Source organism: Vibrio sp. 2132-1 (assembly GCF_033344315.1).
In genome coordinates this window covers 196,104-218,018 of the sequence record NZ_JAWPON010000006.1, presented here as the reverse complement: position 1 = coordinate 218,018, position 21,915 = coordinate 196,104, and the positions used below count along the sequence as shown (strand labels likewise).

Here is a 21,915-nt window from a genome sequence, read left to right as displayed (position 1 = left end):
AAACATATAACAAACTGTTTAAGAGTGATTCGCAACGCGTGGCATTTTTACTATGCGTTGCGTTTAGTGTTTAAGGTGGTATGCGGCGGCTTCGGTATTGCGTTGCTCACACCTTAACAGGGCGTTATAAGGTTCTAGATTATGTCGAAAACTGTCATAGAGTTCCTAGAGAATATTGATATTGTCGATTTCTCTAAAAAATACAATGATTGGCTTATCTCAGAGTTGAGCGAGCCTGTTGCTGACTTGGCAAAACAAGGTTGGACGATTCCTGCATTTATAAATTGGTTGGGTATTACTAGCTATGAACCATTAAAAAGCGATCAAAAACTACTAATAGAGTCGTGGGAAAATAGTTATAACCAAAATGCCGAAAGTCTCCTTGAGGACATACTTGATGATTGCCCTGAGCAATGGAAAGACCTAATGCATGAATGCATCAGTTATTCGCAGCGGTCAGTACCCAGTTCTTAAGACGTTGAATAGGATCAAGCATCTCGCTCTGTACCTTCATGACCTCTTCAAGTGGTAGTAGCGTTAGATCTTCAACACTTTGCTCTGGCCTTTGGCTCTTGGCAACATCGTAACTTTTATATTCAAAGCCGTACGCGTTGCTTTGCATGATGGCACGCTGAAAGTGCTCACCTGCGATTGCAGCATCGCCTTTTGATTGCTGTAAAATTCCCACCGACATGGCACCCGCACCTTGCCCCATGAGTGTCACGTTTTGCGGATTGCCGCCGAATGCATCTATGTTTTGTTGAACCCATTCAAGCGCGTGTTTTTGATCGCCTAGGCCAAAGTTACCGCCCTCAGGGTTGTCCAAACCATCGATCCAAACACTGCCTAGCAAGCCCAAACGATAGTTAAAAGTAACTGCAATAAACGGGTTACCATCGTCAGCACCTTGTGCAACCACCATATCACCATGAATCAGCGGTTCTGAGCCCGCGCCGTATTCAAAGTCTCCACCGTGAATAAAGACATAAACTGGCAAATCTGCGTACGCTTCTGTCCCGGCAGGTCGCCAAATGTTTAGGTTCAAACAATTTTCTGATTGCGTTTGTGTCGTGGTTTTTAATTGCGGACACGCATCACCGAACTGAGTCGCATCAACATCGCCTTCAAGTGGGACCGCAATGCTGTGCTGAAAGCGGTCTGCTTGCGCAAACTGGATACCTTTGAACGCCTCTACCGCTGCCAGTTTTTCATCCGCATCAAGAGGCGTGATGACAAGGGACTCTTTGGTCGCTTGAATGGTTGCATCGCCAATTTCCAAAGCGATTTGCTCTGGTGGTAAGGGTTGTAGTGGCTTCGGGCCGTTAGGAACGCTAGGTTTACCAGAGTCATCACTGCAAGCTGCTAAGGCAAGAGTGATGGTAATGGCTAAAGTTGAGCGATTGAGTAAAGTCATTGTTATGTCCAAAAGTCATTTGGTGCGTACACCGAAAATGTTAAACGGCATCTAACAAGCGACGTCCTGACGCTTTGGCATTAATCCGTGAATGGTTGGATGGCTTGTTGTATTGATGGCTCAAATGGTAGGACATCGGCGACAGTTTCAGTAATCGCCTTTGTAGGATGCAGTCCTACCATCGTCTAGGGGCGGGCTCTTTATGAGAGCTAGAAACGGTAACCAAGATTTAAGGTTACTGACTCTCGAGTTTCCCCTTTGTTATAGAGAAAGGTCAGGTTGTAGTTTTTGCCGATTTGCTTATTGAAACCAGTCAAAAACGCCCATTGATTAAGATCTACACCAATGTCGTAATCGAATTCGATATCACCACTTTTTACATGCCCGTCCATTCGAGCGTCCAGTCCTTGATATTCTGCTCCGACAAAAAACTGCGTGCGATAATCGACAAGTTGATAACCCAACATCGGCTGTACAGTAACAATACCATCGCCCCAATCATCTAAGCCCTTTAAGCGAGTTTGCGAATAGGTACCAGTGACAGAAGCAAAGAATTCTTTATAGCCAACCGAAAGGGTTGTACCTATACCACGAAGGTCATATTCCAAATGCAGCGGCACGTCTAGGCGTCCGCGACTACAAAGTGCAGATAAACCATCGCAAAACTTATCACCTAATCCTGGCAGTTTATCGTTCAGCTTATCTTTTATGTACTGGCCACCTTCACCCGTGTAGGCGGCATCAACATTGGCATCGACATTAACTTTTCCGATGTAACCAAATACATTCCAAAATGGCAGGATGTTTACATCGCCACGAAGCGTCATGCTCTCAGCACTCACGATGCCGACACTGTCTTCTGGATCAAACAGTTCATTAAGGCCGATGCCTTCAATCGTGAAATCATTAAATGGAATATTCATATCTTGATTTCGATACGCTAGCGACACACCAAACGGCAGAGGCAAATCGATACCTTGACGACGAACCATATCACCCATTAAAGGAAAAACTCGGTCTAGCTTAACACTGGCTTCTTGCATGCGTGGATCAGAGACCTCATTCAAGCGTTTTTCGTCTAGTACTTGCACGCCAAGCTTATCTTCATAAATCGCTACCGGTTTTACGCTGCTCATCATTTCGAGGGGTTTATTTTTCTTTGAACCAACTATCTTGGTGTTTTTACTGGCAATCGCAATTTTGCCTGACGCTAACTTCTGGAAGAGGATCTCTTGATCGTAAGAATCCACTTGGTAGTTGTGATGTGTGAACGGTTTATCGTTGGTAATGACCATACGTTTCGGTTCACCATTAACCAACTCAATATCAACGCTTAAAAAGCGAAAGTAGGCGATATCTTGAGGAAGACCGTATTTTGAGTAATTAAAACTGATGATCACATTACCATTCTGATCCTCTTTGGCTCTTACTGATGACGGATCAAAACTCTCCGCGTAGTTTCGAAGGCGGTATTCTGTTCGTGTGAAAGCTTCGATCTCATCAAGTACTTTTTCATTTTCATCGAGTTGTTCAGGGTTGTACTTGATACGCAGATCAATGTTGCCTTTGTTATCGGTGTTCTTAACCAAGTAGACGGACGAATCGCGAACGCTATCACCGATTTTAACACTTCGGTGGGCATGCTCTACCAAATGCTCGCCTTGAACTAGAGAGCTGATGGCCAGTTTTGGTAAATCATGACTGATACCGTATTTGTCGAACAGCGCTCGGCCTTGCTCGATTACTTCGTTGTAGGTCGTCGTCTCTTCAGCGGCGAAGCCAAAAGTGGGGGTAGTAAGCATTAGTGCGCTCGCGAGCACAGTAAGAGAAGACGTCTTGCCGGCGCGTAATTCAAAAAAACTCATGACAGTTTCCACTCTGAATAGTCTCAAACCTTCGAGACTCAGACAGTTAATGTGTCACTGAACTTCTTGTTCAGTTAGATAGATATGTTTGCTGTGATTGACGTTGTGAATGCATGGTTTTCGATTACATTTCGTAAATCAATGAGAGGATTTTATGGTGGGTAGAGAAATCCCGTTAATCGCTTTTGATGGATACTATCCTCGCTTTATGGGTTACGAAGGAATAATGGCTAGCTCACAAACAAACAGCCCCGCATAGCAGAAGCAATGCAGGGCTTTAGTTTCAAGAACGGAGGTGACGCTTAGACCGTAACGCGAACACGAAACAGATCAGTAAACAACTTGGCAATCATCAAAATGATCATAATGTTTACCAGCATCAGCAAGGGCGTTTCAATTCGATAAGCTGGGGTTAAATTGAGCGCTCCTGATGTCAAGACAACCAATAAGTTAATACCTAGAATTCTATGTACCATCAGTTTTGGTGTGGAAAAGACTTTCCAAATTACGATGATGTTGATGAAGTAGAATAGCCCAAGCTGCCAAAGCTCGGTCATCATTGGCATTATGAAAATGTATTGCAATAGAATCACCGTGCCAGTACCTATCACCCCAAAAAATGCATCTTTAATAATGCTTGGTGGCATAGTAGGAACGATTGAAGAGAACACGCCTGCTAGCATCGGAAAAATGAAACCTCCGGGTACGGGCAGATAAATCCAGATCAACAAAGAAGTGATGAACATGGAGACACCTTGCAGTACCTTTCTGCCGTCTTCATTCAAATGCTGGATAAACGTTCGATGCTCGTGATGCCAAACTGTGTTTTTCTCTCTTTGCATGACACAAGCAACGTGACCGATGAGAGACGTACTTGGATTTTTAATATCAAAGCTTTGAAGTTGCTGCGTTAGCGTTGGCCAATCGATCTCACGACTTTGCGATTTATCTGCTTGTTCTAGCAATCGGTCTTGGATTTGTGCCATCTCATTTAAACGCGCACGCCATAGCTGACGATGTTCTTTCAAGTGGTAGCTGCCAGTAAGTGGTAAGCCGACCAGTTGGAACAACTTTTCTATGTTGGCGCTGTTGGTCTCAAGAGCTTCAATATCTATATCATTGGGCGATTTCATAGCGTTAAGCATCGCCTCTCTGCTGGCCTCAAAACGTTGAATGAAGTTTTGTTCTGTACTGACTGGCCAAACTAATCGGTACACAACAGAAAACGTGATCACACCAAGAATCGTCTCTTGCATGCGAAGAACAGCGAAGTGGAACGTTGCTTGACTATCAAATCCTCCCATACATGCGATGATGGAGCACACAGCAAAGCCGATAGAGAACACATAACCATACTTTTCGTCGCTCGACATAAAAATGCACGCACCTAAAAACAAGGTGAAGAAGGTGAGAAACAAAAAGCGATCTTGAGAAAATGTCGTGATGAGGAAAAAGGCATAACCGATGCCAAGGAGGGTTCCTAATAAGCGATTATGACCTTTGTTTATTGAGTGAGCGAAGCTTTCATTTAATGCCATTACCGCGACTGCGATCGCTGCCCAATACGGTTTCTCCCATTGAAACCATAAGGCAAGGCAGATCGCGATAACGATAGACAGCGCAGCTTTGATTGCTTCTTTGGTTGAGGCATTAAACATACATTCCACCGCATTATTGTTTGATGATTTTGATAGAGGCCGTCATACCAACACGTAGTTGAAAATCTTTCGGTAAGTGATCTAATTTAACTTTAATTGGAATGCGTTGAGCTAAGCGTATCCACTGAAAGTTAGGGTTCACATTGGGCAAAAGATCGTTACCAGTACTACCATCTTGTTTCGCAATGCCGTAGCCAATGCTTTTGATTTTTCCTTCCAACACAGCTTCATTGTGCATCATTAAGGTCACGTAGGCTTTATCTTGTGGATCAACGCCAACTAAATCCGTTTCTTTGAAATATCCTTCGATCCAAAAGCTGTCTTCATCAATCAAAGCCACGACTGGGGAGTTAGCGACGACTTGAGAGCCGACACGTAAGTTCAAATTAGTGATATAACCATTCGTTGGCGCATAAACTTTTGTGTAATCAAGGTTTAGCTTGGCTTCTTCAACATTGGCTTTCGCGAGTTCTACGTTGGCAACGGCTGTCTCCACCGCATTGTCTAGGTTATTCAATGTCAGTACAGGTACAGCGCCAGGTGTGCGCTTTTCTAACTTAAGTGCTCGCTGCTCTTCATTTTTGGCCTTTGCTAGTAATGCAATGGCTTGCTTTTGAGCTGCTAGCGCTTTGTGGTACGCCGCTTTATAGATGCTTGGGTCAATCTCAAACAGCAAATCGCCTTGTTTCACTTGCGAATTGTCTTCGACGTAGACTTGGATGATTTGTCCTGTTACGCGGGGGGTTATAGAAACGATGTGCGCGCTAACTTGGCCATCTCTAGTCCAAGGGTTGTCAGAGTATGATTGGTAGTAGCTGAAAATCACGGTGCCAGCGGAACACAGTAATAGCAGTGTGATGAGATAACGTTTTATCACGGAATTTGCCTCAAAATATGGTAATGAATCGACCAATAACGCCAGTAAAAATCACAATTAGGCTTAGCTCAGCGAGCGCAGGAAATGCAACGTATTTGTGGAGTCCCAGTTTTGTTGCAACGGTTCCAACCAAAATGGTGAGCATGTAAGCCAATGCAATAACCAGCAACAAGGGAGGGAAGTAAACTTCGCCCCACACAAGTTCATGTGGCATTGAGTTCATGGTGTTTTTCTCTATTAACTTGATGAATGTAAAGATAAGGCAAGTGATGGCATCAGTGATAATCGCTTTTGTAGGATCTAATCCATCAAGAGAAAGGTGTTATGCGCTATATAGAGGGAATAGCGCAACAAAGTAGCTTTTTGGACAGTGAAAATAAAAATAAATTTATTTTCCAATTTATTTGATGTTCATTTCAGACCACTAAGTTATTAAATTTTCGACAATTATTGTTCAATGTTTGCGTTTGAATATGCGAAGTGATGGTTTCATCCTTCAAATGGGATTACGAGTTGTGAGGTTTTGTTTCTAATATTCGCTTCGAAGCAAACGAGATGCTTTTTAAATTAAATAATCCAACAAATATGAGTGACAGATTATTCGTTAGATTATTTGAGTTTTATATTTATTAGTAAGAGTAAAATTGTCATGGAAATTATTTCTAACCTTTTTGACATGGCACCATTTGTTGCTCTCTTTATTACGCTCTCTCTCGGTTATATGGTAGGTAAAATTACCATTGGTCGATTTGTTCTTGGCGGTGTTGCGGGAACATTATTAATGGGTGTAATTATTGGGCAATTTGGTGTTCATATTGATCCCGGCGTAAAAAGCATTTTCTTTGCGCTCTTTATTTACGCAGTAGGGTATCAAGGTGGTGCGCAGTTCTTTAAAGCATTGAACTTTAGAACCATCAACATTCTACTTTCTGCTGTAGTGATGACGGTTTCTGGCCTGCTTTGTGTACTAGCAGCAGCTTGGATGTTTGATCTAGACAGAGGTACGGCAGCAGGCCTTGCAGCTGGTGGTTTGACTCAATCGGCAATCATCGGTACAGCGGGTGATGCGATCGCACGTCTTGGTGGTGTGACAGAAGAAGCGAAGCACCTAATGCAGACCAACGTCGCAGTAGGCTACGCGGTTACGTACATCTTTGGTTCGCTTGGTCCAATTCTGATGGTGACATGGGTATTCCCAACACTGATGAAGTGGGATATCCGAGCAGAAGCGATTGCGCTAGAAGAGAAAAATTCAAATGGTAAGCGTGATTTAGTGCCGGGTGAGTTCAACGCTATCACAGCGCTGGTTACACGAGCATTTAAAGTGAGCAAAGATGGTGGGCTAGCAGGCAAAACCTTAGCTCAGTTAAACCAACACGCTCTAGCTGCTTGTATTGAATTGATTTAACGTGATGGCAAAGTGCTAGAAGTGGACAAATTCACAGCACTGAAAGAAGGGGATGTCATTGTTGTAACTGGTCGTCGTAATGCGGTACATAAGCTGCAAGATGGTTTGGCTGACAACGAGATTGCACTTCCAGAAGGCTATGAAGTTATTGAAGAAAACCGTCAACTGATCGCAGACAACCGCAAACTGATTGGTAAGTCGCTGCAAGAGATTAAAGAGGCTTCGAACCAAGGCTCTATGCGCGGTATTTATGTGACAGACTATATTCGTGAAGGCAACTCAATTGAAATGACGCCGGATCTTGTGGTGAAGAAAAACGACGTCATCCAGCTTACAGGTACCGCAAAAGATATCAATCGCGTTGAGAAAAACATTGGTCAGCGAATGGGCTCAGCAAACGTGACTGACTTAATCGTGCTTGGTATGGGCATGGTGGTGGGCCTATTAATTGGTCTAATCAGTTTTAAGATTGCTGGTATTCCCGTCACTATCGGTTCTGGTGCAGGTTGTTTGATCTCAGGTTTGATCGTCGGTTGGTTGCGTAGCCGCAATCCGCATGTTGCTCAGTTTCCTGTGGGTGCCGCGAACTTTATTCGAGATTTCGGTTTGGCAGCATTTGTAGGCATTGTTGGCCTTGAGGCTGGGCCTCAAGCGGTCGACACCATCAAAGAACACGGTATGTCTCTGTTGTTCCTTGGCATGGGTGTAACGATTATCCCTCAGATTATTTCGTTCTTCTTCTCATATTTTGTATTGAAGATTAAGAACCCGGTTGAAGCACTTGGCTGTGTGACAGGTGGACGAAGTGCGAACCCAGCATTCGCGGCTTTAATGGAAAAAACAGGTAACGCAACGCCAGTATTCTCATTCACTGTGACTTATGCAGTCGCCAATGTCCTGCTTACCCTATGGGGTCCAATTATTGTCGGCATTATTACTTTAAACGCAGGCATGTAATTTAAATAAATTCGAACACGCTTATCGCCTAATTAAATAGGCGGTAGGGGAAGTATTATCCAAATTTTACTAAATAATAGATTCAGGTAAATATTATGACTACGCAAAACACAACAATTGATTTTTCAAAATTTGCAGATTTAAGCCCATTTGAATTAAAAGATAAACTAATTGAAGTGGCACAAACTGTTCCTGACCGCGCGTTATTAGATGCAGGTCGTGGTAACCCTAATTTTCTTGCGACACTACCACGTAAAGCGTTCATTCGTTTGGGTGAGTTCGCAATATTGGAAGCCGAGCGCACTTATTCATACCTAGATGGTGGTTTCGGTGGCATTCCAGATGGTGTGGGCATTGTTGAACGCTTCGATACGTTTGCAAGCAAGAATAAACAAGACCAAGGCGTACAGTTCTTGGAAAAGTCGCTGAGCTACGCAAAAGACCGTTTGGGTCTAGAGAAACAAGCATTCTTGAATGAACTGGTTAACGCATACCTTGCATGTAACTACCCAGTGCCACCACGTATGTTGACGAACATCGAAACCGTTGTGAAGCAATACATTGCAGAAGAGATGTACGGCCCAATGCCAATGACAACAGACTTCGATCTGTTTGCAACGGAAGGCGGTACGGCGTCTATGACGTACACCTTCCAAACTATGTTCAACAACGGTCTATTGAAGAAAGGTGACAAGGTTGCGCTAATCACTCCAATCTTTACGCCTTACCTAGAGATTCCAGAACTGAGTGAATACGAACTGGAAATCGTTGAACTACGTCTGGATGAGACAACATGGCAACTGCCGATGTCTGAAATCGAAAAGCTTGCAGATACAGGCATCAAACTGCTTTGTGTTGTTAACCCGGCAAACCCAGCGTCTGTGAAGTTCTCGGATGAGACTCTGGATAACCTATCAAATTTTGTGAACAACGAACGTAGCGACCTGTTCATTGTGACTGACGATGTATACGGCACATTTGCGGACGACTTTGTCTCACTGTTTGCAAAACTGCCATACAACACGCTTTGTGTGTATTCGTTCTCTAAGTACTTCGGTGCAACAGGCTGGCGTTTAGGCTCGATTGCGATTCAACACAACAACGTGTTTGACGATGCAATGCGTAGCCTTCCTGAAGTGCGTCAACTTGAGTTGGACGATCGTTACAAAACGCTGACTCCGGAACCTCGTGAGATCAAGTTTATTGACCGTATCGTTGCCGACAGCCGTAGCGTAGCGCTTAACCACACAGCAGGTTTGTCGCTTCCTCAACAAGTTCAAATGGCGCTGTTCTCATTGAATTGTCTGATGGACTCAGAGAAAAACTACAAAGAAGCATGTAAACGCATCATTCGCGAGCGTTACAAAACTCTGTACAAAAACATGGGTGTAGAAATTGAAGAAAACAAAGATCGTGTGGACTACTACACACTGCTTGAGCTCGACACTCTGGGCGGCAAATTGTACGGACCAGCATTCGTTGAATGGTTCAAAGCGAGCGAGAAGGGCAAAGACTTCCTGTTCCGCCTTGCACATGAAACCGGCGTTATCCTACTTCCAGGCCAAGGCTTCGATGTAGTGCATGCATCAGTTCGAGTTTCGCTAGCAAACCTTACTCACCACGAATACGAGCTTATCGGTCGTGCAACACGCAAAGTGTTGGATGAGTACTTTGCTGAATTCAAAGGCTAATGAATCCAGCCTGATTAAGAATAAGCCTCGGCGTTGTCGAGGCTATTCCGACCAAATAAGCACAGTGCGCGGCATTGTGTTTATTTAGTCGCCAAGCTAACAAACTTCCCTATTAAGAGTGACTTATGAAAAGCATTATTTCTATTCAATCTCATGTGGTTTATGGCCACGCCGGAAACAGTTCTGCAGTCTTCCCAATGCAGAGAATGGGCCTCGAAGTATGGCCAATTCACACGGTTCAGTTTTCAAATCACACTCAGTACCAGCAAGGTTGGACTGGACAGAAGTTTGGGGCAGATGAAATTCATTCTCTAATGAGAGGCTTAGATAACATTGAGAAGTTAGGCGAATGTGGCGCGATACTGTCCGGTTATCAAGGCAGCGCAGAGCAATGTCGAGCGGTGGCCGAAGCGGTAAGTTTAGTCAAATCGCGTAACCACAGCGCGCTTTATGTGTGTGACCCAGTTATGGGTGATCCAGACAAAGGTTGCATTGTGGCAGACGGTGTCAAAGAAGCGATAAGCCATAGCTTGTTGCCCATCGCTGATGTGATTGTTCCTAACCAGTTTGAACTGAGCGAGTTAACAGGTGTGAAAATTGACTCTCTTTATGATGCGGTCACTGCATGTAAAAAAGCCCTAGAGCTGGGACCGAAAATGGTATTGGTGAAACACCTGCATGCACTAACAGATGACGCCTTCAGTATGATTTTAGCCACGCCGAAAGCAAGCTATTTGGCCCAACGCCCTAGTGTTGAATTTGCTATGCAGCCAGTCGGTGTCGGTGATTTGATTTCTGCGATTTTTACTTCTTGTTTGGTGAAGAAGATGTCTCCTGTCGCAGCCTTTCGTCATACACATAACGCCGTTTACGGTGTATTGGAGATCACCAAAGGCTATGGCACATAGGAGCTACAGACGATCAATGCCCAATACGAATTTGTCGAACCGACGCATGAGTTCAACGTCGTGAAAATTGCTTAGCGCAGTACCTAATTAACGGAGAAGCGTAAAGTTAGCATATAGAAACTTGGCATAATTGCTTTGATGGATAGCATCCTACAATCGCGATTATGGGGTTTAGCCGTGCCTAGCTATAGTAACTCCACACAACGAAACGGACTTCATTTTGACCCAATTAACTTCAAACTGAGTCTCTGGTCATACGCCAGAGAACATTAAATGAGACTGATTATGAATCGTTTAATTTCCTCTGGTGTGACGGTTGCACTTTCGCTGTTGATGGTAGCTTGTAGTTCACCTCATACGCTGGATGTTCGTGTTTCTCAAAGCAACTATAAAGATGTCGAGATCGCGAGTTCGACACCAAATGAGCCACTTCGAATGTGGGCCAATGAAGCGCCGGATTTTCTCTACTCAGCGCACAATCAAACCACACCGATCAAAGTAGAGGGTGACCAGCTCAATATTTTGGCCTTATCGGGTGGTGGCGTAAACGGCGCATACGGGGCCGGCGTTTTGATGGGGCTACAGGAAAAGGGGGAGCTAAAAGATTATGCCATCATTACTGGAGTCAGTGCTGGTGCCCTAATCGCTCCTTTTGTTTTCATTGGCGGTGATGCGATGCCAAAGATGAAAGAAGTCATGCTCAACATCAATGATAAGAATATTTTGGGTAAGAAGAACTTCTTAAATACCCTGTTTAAGGACGCGTTTACCGATGGTGAGAACCTCTATGATTTCATCGCAGACGCTTACCCTGAGCCCATGATCGAGGCGATGGCGCAGCAACACCGCAATGGTAAACGCCTCTTTATTGGCAGTACCCATTTTGATTCAGGCGAACTGGTGATTTGGAATATTGGTGCGATTGCGAACAGTGATTTAGCGGACAAATCTGAACTGATTTACAAGGTGCTTGCTGCGAGCGCATCGATCCCTGGTGTTTTCCCTCCACAATTTATCGATGTTGAACATGATGGAGAAACTCTTGAGGAGTTACACGTAGATGGTGGTCTCGCAGCGCAGGTGTTCTTTAATCCGTCTAACTTCAACTATCAACAAATCTCAGATGCTTTGGGGTTAGAAAAAGCGCCTCAGTTGGATGTGATTCGCAATGGTGCGTTAAAAGCGCCGTATCGTCCACTAAAAGACAAAGGTTTGGACTTGGTATCGAAAAGTGTCTCAAACCTTACGCTAGCGCAAACTCGTGGTGATCTCTATCGAATGAAATACATCAGTGAAATCAACGATATCGAGATGCAGTTTACCTACATTGATCAAGATTTTAGATACGCCAAAGTAACGAAAGATATGTTCGATCACCGCTACTTGCTGACGATTTACGAATATGGATTCAAAAAAGCCACCCAAGGGCAACTTTGGGTAACTGAACTCCCTTAATACAGGAAAACGATACAATGAAAAAAGCCGTTCTTACACTCATGATGCTTACCGCTTCCGCGACTGCATTCGCCCAAAGTGGAGCCCATCTTGACCAGCAAAAAGTGGATAGTGATATGCAGCAACTGTCTGCAATCAAAGAAGAAGGTGCAGCCTTTATCATGATTGACGAGAACTCGAGTTACGTGGCGGTCGAGTTCGTGGGAAAGTGGGAAGAGATCAACAACTATGTGTCACACAAAGAAGCGAAAAAACGTAAATTGGAAAAAGTGAACAAGCAGTTCGTGTACTCTCAGGTCGGTGAAACGTTGGAGTCACTTGAGCAAAAAGTCGTTGACCACATTTACGCTGATCAACCTAAATATTTCAGTGTCGATGTCTACCGTGATTACTATGGTGACTCAGGAGAATTCAACTATTTAGCTCGTGTCGTTGAGTACAACTAAGTGAGAGAAAACCTACTGAAGCTAGTAGGTTTTTTTGTGTCGTCGAGAAGGAATTCAAACGCAGATTGTTTCCGTTACCAAGTAGCAATTCTACGATCTTGTGGTAATTTAATTAGATAACTCTAAAAAGTAAGCACAACCTATGAATTTTAGTTTTGAACAACTTCTCGCGTTCGTAACCGTTTATGAACAGCTTTCGTTTAGTAAGGCGGCGGTCAAACTCAATAAGCACCGAACCACAATAGGGCAGGTGATTACCAATCTTGAAGATCAACTGGCGGTCAACCTGTTTGAGCGAGTGGGGCGCTCGGTAGAACCGACAGAAGATGGTCATCTTCTTTACCACTATGCTAAGCAAACCATCGAACAAGCACGTACTTTCGATAAAGTCGCATTAAGTCTGGCTTACGGTGGGTTAGAGAATGTTAGTATCGCCTATTCAAGCGCTATACCACACCGTTTTCTCGTATTGCTTCGTATTCAATTAGCGGCAGATTTTCCGATGATGCGAGTTAACTTTCTTGTTCGTAATCGCAACGAAATTAAAGAGGGTTTACAGAATGGTGAGTATCAATTCGGTATTGTCAATGTGCATGATAGTCGAGCAATACATAGTCTGGATGCGACGTTTTTAGGTCATTTTGAATTTGTTCCTTTCGTCCAGAAAGGTGGTGAACTCGCTTCTATGGCACCAGATCGAGTATTGACAGCCTTGAGGAATAGTAAACAATTTGTACTGCGGTCTCTTATTGAAGAGGGAATGGGCGAAAAAGTCATCGTAAGTTCGAACCATGAAGAGGTCGACCAATTGGCCCTTGTAGTGAAAATGGTTGAAGCAGGTTTAGGATGGGCGATTCTCCCCAGAACGTTTGCCCATTCGGAGTTTTCTAATAATCATATAGAGCCAGTGGAAGCTTCTGAATTATTGGAAGGTTTTAAGTTTGGTTTTGGCCTATGGTGCCAACCCTCTAAGCAAGTCGGTGATGTAAAAAATTCAATCATGAAGGTCGTTACAGAATACCGAGAGAAAATAATCCGTGATATGACTTAGCGGCGACATGTATCCTGCTCATCCCTATCAACAACAAGACTCAATGTGAGTCTTGTTTTTTTGTGTCTGAAAAACGTTATCGTTCTAGCGAAGAGCTAATGTCTATTGGAAGGATATAACCCTCTATATGAGAGTATGGAGTCCATAGTTTTTGGCTTAATCTAACCTCGCTCAATGGGTAAGCCCAGAGCAAAAAGTGTTTTTACCATATGTCCGCTGCAAGGACGCAGATTTTCAGCCGGGTTTAGTTACCCGGCTTTTTTTATAGTAATAAAAAATGTCAGCTGTCACCCCAAGCTCTCTGTTACAACTGGCTTGTTACTTCGCTTAGCAATCCAGTACGCAACGCTACCCCAAAGCACGGTGAGTGCCCAAAGCGCCGTCCAATGTGGAGCGACTTGTTGCCAGGTTGCCCCCATTTGGTTTAGCGCTAAGAAAGCTTTTATCGCCCAAGTGCTTGGGCTTAAATCAGCAATCCATAATAAGGGAGTAGGTATGGCTTCAATTGGCCAAATAAAACCAGCCAAGAAAATGAGCGGCATAGAGCTCACTAAGACGACTAAGGTGACAAGTTCACGCCGAGGTAATAAGTAACCTAGCCAGAAGCCTAGTCCGCAACAACCTAAAAAGAACGGGAACAACATAGCCAGCAATTCGCCCGCATTGGCGATATGGTTTACGTTTAAACGTTCGAAGCTAAAACCAAAATAATAGGCGCCGAGTAAATAATAAATTGCCACAAATACTAACGTTCTCACAAGCAGCAGCGATCCCGTTGATACTTGTGACCAATAGCCACGACCATGACGCTGTGTTCCCGTTTGTAATCCAACCGCCATGATCAACGTTTGTTGTAAAATCAGAACAAATACTGCCGGCACTACGTATTCGATGTAACCCATGGTTGGGTTGAACGTTGGTTTCATATTAAGCTTAATAGCAGAGTAATTATGGCTAGCCATACTCATGGGCACACCATCTATCACCATTTTACTGACTTTCACTTGGGCCCCTAATGTGCCTCCAGCTTGGGCCAATCCTTCTACCACGGTTCCGTACACGAGAAAATACGAGGCGTCCGCAGCGTAGACCAGAGTCGGGCTTTTACCTAGCATTAGGTCTTTGTAAAAGTGTTCTGGTATGACTAAAAAACCGGCGATCTCTCGTTGTAAAAATGCTTGCTTTGCATCGGCAATCGTATGAAGTCGAGTGACTACGTTGACTTGCGGAGTGGCATCAACCATACGTTCTAGCTTTAAACTCGTCTGACTACCATCTAGATTAACAATCGCGATTGGTTGTTCACGAGGCGTTTGTTGTGCATAAGGCAAAGGGTATAAAAACGAGTAAAATACGACACCACCAAACACGGTCAACGTAACGACTGGATTGGTTAGAACGGCCTTAAGTTCCGCTTTAATCAGTTGCCACAATGTCATACCGCCTCCTTCGCTTGGCGTGTTGATGAAGCTGTTCGATGTTTACCCATCAAGGCTGCGGTAATGAGCAGGGGCACAACGTAACCAATCATAGGCCATAGCGAGCTTAAAGATTGTGCGGCCGATGCTCCATAGCTTGCTTGACTCACTTGTACTTCAATGTAATGGGTAATCGGCAATAATGAACGCCATGCATAAGCGAGCGTGTTCATGTCAGAAACTGGGAATGTAATTCCCATGAACGCGAAGCTTGGAGCCGTAAATGCGCCAGCAAAACTCATCGCACGTGCAGGATCCATCGACAAGAAGAAGAACAACGCTCCCATAATGATACAGGCGATAACCGTCGCCAATTGTGCTAATAGCATAACCACAAAACTGCCTTCCATTGGCCAATCAAGCACGGAATAAAACCAGTACAAGAACAACGCACCTTGCGCCATAAAGACCGGAATGTACTGACTTAATAGGGTAGTGAGCCTGGCGTATGGCTTTTCGCCCAAAAATGCAAAGCTATTCTTTCCACCATAAATGCGAAAGTGCGCGGCAAGAATCAAAATAGTGCTTACTACAATACATATTTGCCAAATGGCTGGCACGATAGCCGTTACCAAAAATTGTGCGTAGTTATTGTTACGGTTAAATAATGCGGTTATTTGTGTCGACACGGGTACAGCCTGTCCAGCCGCTGCTAACGTTGTGGTGTTACCCTTAGCCAAGTTGCCCATTACTTCAACCTGAGCGTCGAAATAGCCTTGTGCTTGCGCAACGGCAGAGTTGATCAGTTTCGCTACCAAAATGTACTGACTGTTGTAAAAGACAGAAAGTTGAGGTTGGCGGTGCTGGAGAATATTTTGGTCGAACTTAGATGGGATGACCGCGTAAGCGTAGATATCGCCTTCAATCATCGCATTTTTTGCTTCGCTTGCACTGGCGTAATGATAGTTAACAGCCAGACTCGACGACGCATCCAAAGATTGAATGAGCTTTCGAGAAAGTTGGGAATGTTGTAGATCAACCACACCGATTGGCAGATCCCGGGCAATGCCCGCAGAGAACACTCCCCAAATCATCAGCGCGAGCAAAATCGGTATCCAAGTAAGGCACGAAAGCAACCACTTGTCTCGTCGTAAGATATGCCGCTGTGAAATCTTAATCGTCATAGCATTAACCTAGTGGTTGTGATTAAAGTTCAACGACAACACTCATTCCCATACGCAGTTCAGGTTCGGGTTGAGCTGGACGAGCTTCTACTTCAAAGGTACGAAGATCAAAACCTTGAGAAGCATCGGTTGCTCTCCACGTTGCAAAGTCACCCATAACGGCAACATGCGTTACTTTGAACTCAACATTTTTGTTTAAGGCAGGCAAATAGGCATCAAAGGTTGCTCCTTTTTTAAAGTGTTGAAGGTAATCTTCACGCACATTAAGTGTCGCCCAGGCATCTTCTGTATCTATCACAGTAACAACCGGGAAGCCCTGAGGTGCTAATTCACCACTTTGAAGTAGAACTTGAGAGACTTCGCCGTCAAACCAGCTGTAGATCTGAGTATCTTTCGCGTACGCTTCTACTTCGGCTACGGCACCTGATGCCATGCGCGCTTTTTCCGCCGCAGCCACTTTGGTTTCACTTCTAGCGCCTTCTTTTGCCATTTCGTACATTTGAAACGCGGCACTTTCTGTGTATTTCGCTGCTTGCCACTGAGTTAAAGCTTCATCGCGTTTTTGTTCTGCAACCACGCCATCGTTATAAAGGTTATTCACACGATTGTAGGTTTTTTCCATTAAATTCGCAGCGGCTTTGGCTTTCATCCACTGATCTTTTGCTGCTTGGATTTGTTGCTCACGTGCGCCTTTCTCAGCTTCTTGAGCTAAGGCGTCCGCCGCTTTTTCACCTGCTTTTGCTTGTTCTAACTTCGCTTCAATTTCAGGACTATGAAGGGTAAAAATAAGCTGACCTTTCTCTACATCGTCGCCTTTACGTACCATGACCTCATCAATACGCCCTGGGACTTTTGAGGAAATGCTGTATTGCTGGGCTTCAATTAATCCCTGTAAGCGGATCGGTTCCGGTTGATAGGCTTGGTAAAATTGATACCCAACCCAAGAGGCAACACCCAAAGCACAAAGTGAGAGTAAAACGGGTTTTAGTGATTTAGCTGCCATGATTTATTTCACCTCTTTGGATGTTGAAGCAGGGATATAAGCGGTATTTTGATATTGTTCGAAGCTGTTCATTTCACTGCTCAATGCGAGTAGCTTGGTTAAAGATATTAAATAGCGGAAACGCGCCGCCGAACGTTGTGTTTCTATACTCGCGACATAAAGTTGTGCATCCACAACATCCAGAGAAGACGACAGACCCTGAGTAAATGCTTTTTCACGCAAGCGCAGGTTTTCGTTAGCGAGTTCAATGCTAGATGCGAGCCCTTGTACTTCATCAATGGCTTGCTGAGCCTCCAAGTATGTCTTTTGAACTAACAGCGATAAGTCTTGTTTGGCTTGGGACTTTAATGAGTCGACCTGCGAGACGACGCTTTGAGCGGCTTTGACTTTTTCGCTTCGCCCTGATGATTCAATCAGTGGAATGCTGACACCAACACCAACTAACCAGTCTGGCTTCATTTGGCTTGCGAGAGAATCGTCTTCATACAAGCTGTAGTCGCCGTAAAGATAAACTTCAGGGTAGTATTTCCCTTTTTCTGCTTTGATTAAGCTAGAGGCTTGTTTGTGTTTAGCGCTCAGAAGTTCTAACCCCGGATAGGTAAGCAACGTTTGATCGACAAAAGCGCTAAGAGGGGGAAGACTGTCGTTGATAAACAAAGATTCAGCGGGCTCTACGGCGTCATCTTGTGCGAGTAATTTACCTAATGCAGCCTGAGCGATACTCAAATCGCTGGCAGCTTTACGTGTTTCTACAGATGCTTTATCTAAAGAAGCCTCGGCTTGCAGGCGCTCAACGTGCGCGATTTGTCCTTGCTCTTCAAGCTTAATGGCAAAATCTCGATGCTTTTTTAGCCCTGCTTCAACCGCTTGCCGCGTTGTGAGTACTTCCTTTGCCAGTACGACAGAAAAGTAGTACTTCGATAAATCTTCAAAACGCGCTTGTTGTTCCATTAGAAGCTGACTTTTCGCCTCATCCGTTTTGCCTTCTGCTGCTGATTGAGCCGCAGAAATTCGACCACCAGTAAAAATTGGCCAAATGGCACGAATAGACGAAGAGAAAATATCGCGCTCGGTTATGGTCGAAGTGGTATTAGCTAAGGCACCAAAAATAGGCTGAAAAGCAGGAGGTACGTTAATGTGTGCTCCTGTGCTGTCTAGGATCTGTTTTCCCGACAGCGTGATATCGGTATCTAAACGCGTGTAATTCGCGCCAATGGTAACTTGAGGTAAGTTGAGATTGCTGGTGGCACTCTCTTGGTATTGGTAGTTCTCGACGTTTGAGCGTTGAGCTTTAAGAGAATAGTTGTTTTCTAGCAATAGCTGCCATGCGGTATCAAAAGTGATCGGTGCCGCATGACAGGCAAGGGAAATCGAGCTGCTGAGTAAGCCCAGTATCCAAAACTTTCCTGTTTTTTTCATAATGGCTGCTTTGTCGTAGAGTATTAGCTCTAATATAAAGGATTCGTAACTGCGTGTTAAGTAGGAGGGAAAATTGGGCAGTAGTTTGCGCCCAGTTATATTTGTGCTGGGCGCGGGAGATGTTACAAATTTATTTCGTATATGGACAGTGAAACTCCGCTCTCCACTCGAGCTGACGAGAACCTCGCATCGTATTCAATAGATCTTTTCCACTCATTTGAGGGAACGATAACAGGACTTTGAGATCAGAAGTACCGCCTCCGTTTTTTTCATAAGCCCTGACGTGTGTAAATGTTGAATACATATTCTCTGACAGCATCGCCTTATTCAGGCATATTCCAAAGGTATCGCGTTCCATGTTTGGTGTTCCTTCTAACTATAAATGCACCTCTGTTTATAGTTTTCCAGTTTTCAGATGGTGTCTAAGTGTTTGTCATGTAGTCAGTATTTGTGTTTTGTTTTATTTTTGTCCAAACCACTGACATCAATGTTGAGCTTTTAATAGACTTCCAGCTTCACTGCTTTCAAACCGAAACTCTCATTGGTTTCGTTGATTAAAAATTATACGTTGTAAAGTCTAAAAACGCCTCAAAAACCGCTAAAATCGATGTGATCGCGATCATGATTTTAAGGGCAATTTATGTATGGAATTGAGTATCAGAGAGGAATGCTAAATTTGGTGAATGGTTGTAATTTTATGTTTCAGCTCGTCGATTAATTAACCGTAAACTCTGCGGTTTGTTTGCCTTCCTCACAGATTTATCACCGCGACAACGTCATGCTGTTAACTGAGTGTTAACGTTACGCTCAAGAGTGAATCACAAGGATGTATCAATGAGTTGGAAAACCATCAGCTTTCGTAAGCGGATGCTCATTATCATGACGCTATCGGGGTTGATAGAGCTGTTATTGCTTGTCGCCGCGGGGTTCACTTATCTCAAAATCAATCAAGAGCAAGAAATGGGAGAAAAAGCACTGGGTGTTGCCCGTTTTTTAGCGAACTCAGCGGTTGTTCGTGAAATGATCGAAACCCAAAACCCCCAGCCATACCAACTTCGCTTTAGAGAATTAACCGAAGCCATAGGTGCTGCATTCATCGTTATTGGCGACCATAAGGGAGTACGCTTAATCCACCCTGTTGATGAGCGGTTGGGCAAGCCAATGAGAGGTGGCGACAATCGTCGAGCGCTAGAACGGGGATTGTCTTATGTTTCGACGGCACAGGGCTCGTTAGGTTATTCAGTTCGTGGTAAAGCTGCGATTTTTGACGAGCAAGGGAGCATCATTGGTGTGGTTTCGGTTGGCTATTTGCTCGACCGACTGCAAGACCGCATCGAACCATTTTTGGCCTTTTTGATTTTAATGGTCATCGTAGTTGTCGTCGCTAATGCCATTGTATCCAATTATGCGTCGAGAAAGTTTCAGCGCGCCATTTTAGGCTTTGAGCCTGAAGAGATAGGGCGGTTGTACGGCGAATTAGAAGTGACGATGAGCACCATCAAAGAGGGCGTGTTAAGCATTGATGCCCAAGGGATACTTCGCTCGATAAATCGTAGTGCCTGCCAGATTCTCGGTATTGATAGAGAATCAGCGCTCAATAAACCTTTGACTGATACGCTGCGTGATAGCGATCTATATACAGTGTTAGAAAGCGGGCAGGAAGATCATGATATTGAAATATTCCTTAATCATAAGCGCCTGATTGCAAATCGCTCTCCAATTTATGTTGATGGAAAAATCGTGGGGGCGGTATCGAGTTTCCGTTTAAGGGATGAAATCAATGATCTAACCGAGCAGCTATCACAAACCAAGGAATATGCAGATTTGTTACGTTCGCAGACCCATGAGCATCGCAATAAGCTCAACACCATTAGTGGGCTAGTACAAATGGGTGAACTTGATGCGGTGCAAAAGTTAATTGGACAAGAAACCGCACACTATCAAGCAATGATTGAGTTTTTAAGAGATACCGTTAAGGACCCGCTAATTGCAGGTATGTTGCTTGGAAAAACTGAACGTGCTCGCGAGTTAGGCTTACAACTGGTGGTTGAGGAAGGCAGTCGTCTGGAGCCCCTGCCTGAGTGGCTAAATTCGGAAGACCTTGTCACAATTTTGGGTAATTTGATTGATAACGCTTTCGATGCCACGTTAACTTCAATTCGCGATGAATCAAATGTTGCGTCAGAACGCAGAAACATTGATGTGTCCGTTAGCGATTACGGAAATGAAGTGATACTTGAGGTGATAGATCATGGTTGTGGCCTCCCAAAAACAATGGATCCACAAACATTATTTACAAAAGGCGTTTCAACGAAATCTCGTCAAAATCGAGGTGTTGGGTTGCACCTTGTCAATCAGCTTGCTACTCGATATCACGGCCATGTTGAGATGATACCCAATACAAATTATGGGACAAGAATAACGGTGTACTTACCCAAGGAAGAACAATTATGAGTATGGCGACTCGCGTAATGATCATTGAAGATGATCTGGCTATTGCTGAGCTGCACCACAAATACTTAAGCCAACTGACAGGTTTGGAAGTGGTCGGAATTGCGACCACGAGAATGGAAGCGGAAATGCAACTCGACATTCTTAAGCCAGATTTACTATTGATGGATGTCTATCTTCCCGATGGCACAGGGCTTGAGATACTAAATACACTGCGTGCAAGTAACCAAACGTGTGATGTCATTTTGATTACAGCCGCAAGGGATGTCGATACGTTACAACAGGCGATGAGGGGTGGCGTTGTCGATTACCTGTTAAAACCAGTGATGTTTCCACGTTTAGATGCCGCACTGAAAAAGTATGTGTCCCAACGCCAACAACTAGACATCGTAGAGAGTTTGGATCAGAACCTCGTTGATAAAATGCTGCAGTCTCACGCCAATCAAGACAACTTGCCGAACCGATTACCAAAAGGGATTGATGGTGTAACCCTAGACAAGATCAGAGAGTTGTTCCCAAATGGCAGTGCGCTGACCGCTGATGAGGCAGGTGAAAAAATCGGAGTGAGCCGAACAACGGCGAGGCGCTATTTGGAGTATCTGATCAGCACTGGTGAACTAGAGGCTGATTTAAACTATGGGTCGGTAGGTAGGCCAGAAAGGTGCTATAAAAAAGTGACGCGGTAGCGTTTATATTGATGCTCTATGCAA

At 44.3% G+C, this 21,915-nt stretch carries 16 protein-coding genes and 3 pseudogenes; 9 read left to right on the top strand and 10 right to left on the bottom strand.

From position 1 onward, the window contains the following. Positions 1-141 precede the first annotated feature (141 nt). Positions 142-474, top strand: coding sequence for a hypothetical protein (locus tag R8N47_RS08670; RefSeq protein ID WP_213913903.1), 333 nt, complete (start codon positions 142-144; stop codon positions 472-474). On the opposite strand, the pseudogene R8N47_RS08665 reads toward R8N47_RS08670, so the two are convergent. The 5 genes and pseudogenes from R8N47_RS08665 to R8N47_RS08645 all read right to left on the bottom strand — a co-directional run. Continuing rightward, a pseudogene (locus R8N47_RS08665) lies at positions 446-1,414 on the bottom strand (carboxylesterase family protein); the annotation flags it as partial. The gene R8N47_RS08670 and the pseudogene R8N47_RS08665 sit on opposite strands and share 29 nt — an antisense overlap. Positions 1,415-1,623: 209 nt before the next feature. Next, positions 1,624-3,279, bottom strand: a complete 1,656-nt coding sequence (locus tag R8N47_RS08660; RefSeq protein WP_064354002.1) for a hypothetical protein — start codon at positions 3,277-3,279, stop codon at positions 1,624-1,626. A 302-nt stretch (positions 3,280-3,581) separates the two neighbouring features. After that, positions 3,582-4,937, bottom strand: a complete 1,356-nt coding sequence (locus R8N47_RS08655; protein ID WP_064354001.1) for an FUSC family protein — start codon at positions 4,935-4,937, stop codon at positions 3,582-3,584. Positions 4,938-4,950: 13 nt separating this feature from the next. Then, a complete protein-coding gene (locus R8N47_RS08650; protein ID WP_005377105.1) occupies positions 4,951-5,814 on the bottom strand; it encodes an HlyD family secretion protein in 864 nt (287 codons plus the stop codon). 10 nt (positions 5,815-5,824) lie between these two features. Further along, entirely contained in the window at positions 5,825-6,037 is a 213-nt protein-coding gene (locus tag R8N47_RS08645) for a DUF1656 domain-containing protein (protein ID WP_005377106.1), read from the bottom strand. Between the two features lie 426 nt (positions 6,038-6,463). Between R8N47_RS08645 and aspT the strand changes: the two are divergent. The 6 genes and pseudogenes from aspT to R8N47_RS08615 all read left to right on the top strand — a co-directional run bounded on the left by aspT (position 6,464) and on the right by R8N47_RS08615 (position 13,730). Then, positions 6,464-8,179, top strand: a pseudogene (gene aspT, locus R8N47_RS08640) (aspartate-alanine antiporter). Between the two features lie 95 nt (positions 8,180-8,274). Continuing rightward, entirely contained in the window at positions 8,275-9,870 is a 1,596-nt protein-coding gene (locus tag R8N47_RS08635; protein WP_053350320.1) for a bifunctional aspartate transaminase/aspartate 4-decarboxylase, read from the top strand. Between the two features lie 125 nt (positions 9,871-9,995). After that, a pseudogene (gene pdxY, locus R8N47_RS08630) lies at positions 9,996-10,853 on the top strand (pyridoxal kinase PdxY). 210 nt (positions 10,854-11,063) lie between these two features. Further along, complete coding sequence (locus R8N47_RS08625; RefSeq protein WP_005377110.1) at positions 11,064-12,233, top strand: patatin-like phospholipase family protein; 1,170 nt, start codon at positions 11,064-11,066, stop codon at positions 12,231-12,233. A gap of 17 nt (positions 12,234-12,250) precedes the next feature. Further along, complete coding sequence (locus tag R8N47_RS08620) at positions 12,251-12,679, top strand: hypothetical protein (RefSeq protein WP_005377111.1); 429 nt, start codon at positions 12,251-12,253, stop codon at positions 12,677-12,679. A gap of 142 nt (positions 12,680-12,821) precedes the next feature. Then, complete coding sequence (locus R8N47_RS08615) at positions 12,822-13,730, top strand: LysR family transcriptional regulator (RefSeq protein ID WP_005377119.1); 909 nt, start codon at positions 12,822-12,824, stop codon at positions 13,728-13,730. Positions 13,731-14,017: 287 nt separating this feature from the next. Here the strand turns inward: R8N47_RS08615 and R8N47_RS08610 are convergent, their stop codons facing one another. From R8N47_RS08610 to R8N47_RS08590, 5 genes are all read right to left on the bottom strand, one after another. Then, positions 14,018-15,169, bottom strand: coding sequence for an ABC transporter permease (locus tag R8N47_RS08610; RefSeq protein WP_064353999.1), 1,152 nt, complete (start codon positions 15,167-15,169; stop codon positions 14,018-14,020). After that, positions 15,166-16,332 carry an ABC transporter permease gene (locus R8N47_RS08605; RefSeq protein WP_064353997.1) on the bottom strand — a complete coding sequence of 389 codons (1,167 nt, stop codon included), beginning with the start codon at positions 16,330-16,332 and terminating at the stop codon, positions 15,166-15,168. Before R8N47_RS08605 ends, R8N47_RS08610 begins: the two co-directional genes overlap by 4 nt. 22 nt (positions 16,333-16,354) lie before the next feature. Continuing rightward, positions 16,355-17,335 carry an HlyD family secretion protein gene (locus R8N47_RS08600; RefSeq protein ID WP_005377122.1) on the bottom strand — a complete coding sequence of 327 codons (981 nt, stop codon included), beginning with the start codon at positions 17,333-17,335 and terminating at the stop codon, positions 16,355-16,357. Between the two features lie 3 nt (positions 17,336-17,338). Beyond that, entirely contained in the window at positions 17,339-18,754 is a 1,416-nt protein-coding gene (locus tag R8N47_RS08595; RefSeq protein WP_064353995.1) for a TolC family protein, read from the bottom strand. Between the two features lie 130 nt (positions 18,755-18,884). Beyond that, positions 18,885-19,112 carry a hypothetical protein gene (locus R8N47_RS08590; RefSeq protein ID WP_005377125.1) on the bottom strand — a complete coding sequence of 76 codons (228 nt, stop codon included), beginning with the start codon at positions 19,110-19,112 and terminating at the stop codon, positions 18,885-18,887. 476 nt (positions 19,113-19,588) lie between these two features. Here R8N47_RS08590 and R8N47_RS08585 point away from each other — a divergent pair, with 476 nt between their 5' ends. Beyond that, the gene (locus R8N47_RS08585; RefSeq protein ID WP_213896117.1) at positions 19,589-21,208 is read left to right on the top strand and encodes a sensor histidine kinase; all 1,620 of its coding nucleotides are present in this window, start codon (positions 19,589-19,591) and stop codon (positions 21,206-21,208) included. Then, the gene (locus tag R8N47_RS08580; RefSeq protein ID WP_054576965.1) at positions 21,205-21,891 is read left to right on the top strand and encodes a response regulator; all 687 of its coding nucleotides are present in this window, start codon (positions 21,205-21,207) and stop codon (positions 21,889-21,891) included. Before R8N47_RS08585 ends, R8N47_RS08580 begins: the two co-directional genes overlap by 4 nt. The last annotated feature ends 24 nt before the right edge of the window (positions 21,892-21,915 follow it).

Excerpts from the sequence above, each read along its gene's own strand:
- R8N47_RS08670 (WP_213913903.1), top strand. The coding sequence starts at position 142 with ATGTCGAAAACTGTCATAGAGTTCCTAGAGAATATTGATATTGTCGAT.
- R8N47_RS08660 (WP_064354002.1), bottom strand. The coding sequence starts at position 3,279 with ATGAGTTTTTTTGAATTACGCGCCGGCAAGACGTCTTCTCTTACTGTG.
- R8N47_RS08655 (WP_064354001.1), bottom strand. The coding sequence starts at position 4,937 with ATGTTTAATGCCTCAACCAAAGAAGCAATCAAAGCTGCGCTGTCTATC.
- R8N47_RS08645 (WP_005377106.1), bottom strand. The coding sequence starts at position 6,037 with ATGAACTCAATGCCACATGAACTTGTGTGGGGCGAAGTTTACTTCCCT.
- R8N47_RS08635 (WP_053350320.1), top strand. The coding sequence starts at position 8,275 with ATGACTACGCAAAACACAACAATTGATTTTTCAAAATTTGCAGATTTA.
- R8N47_RS08625 (WP_005377110.1), top strand. The coding sequence starts at position 11,064 with ATGAATCGTTTAATTTCCTCTGGTGTGACGGTTGCACTTTCGCTGTTG.
- R8N47_RS08620 (WP_005377111.1), top strand. The coding sequence starts at position 12,251 with ATGAAAAAAGCCGTTCTTACACTCATGATGCTTACCGCTTCCGCGACT.
- R8N47_RS08615 (WP_005377119.1), top strand. The coding sequence starts at position 12,822 with ATGAATTTTAGTTTTGAACAACTTCTCGCGTTCGTAACCGTTTATGAA.
- R8N47_RS08610 (WP_064353999.1), bottom strand. The coding sequence starts at position 15,169 with ATGACATTGTGGCAACTGATTAAAGCGGAACTTAAGGCCGTTCTAACC.
- R8N47_RS08605 (WP_064353997.1), bottom strand. The coding sequence starts at position 16,332 with ATGACGATTAAGATTTCACAGCGGCATATCTTACGACGAGACAAGTGG.
- R8N47_RS08600 (WP_005377122.1), bottom strand. The coding sequence starts at position 17,335 with ATGGCAGCTAAATCACTAAAACCCGTTTTACTCTCACTTTGTGCTTTG.
- R8N47_RS08595 (WP_064353995.1), bottom strand. The coding sequence starts at position 18,754 with ATGAAAAAAACAGGAAAGTTTTGGATACTGGGCTTACTCAGCAGCTCG.
- R8N47_RS08590 (WP_005377125.1), bottom strand. The coding sequence starts at position 19,112 with ATGGAACGCGATACCTTTGGAATATGCCTGAATAAGGCGATGCTGTCA.
- R8N47_RS08585 (WP_213896117.1), top strand. The coding sequence starts at position 19,589 with ATGAGTTGGAAAACCATCAGCTTTCGTAAGCGGATGCTCATTATCATG.
- R8N47_RS08580 (WP_054576965.1), top strand. The coding sequence starts at position 21,205 with ATGAGTATGGCGACTCGCGTAATGATCATTGAAGATGATCTGGCTATT.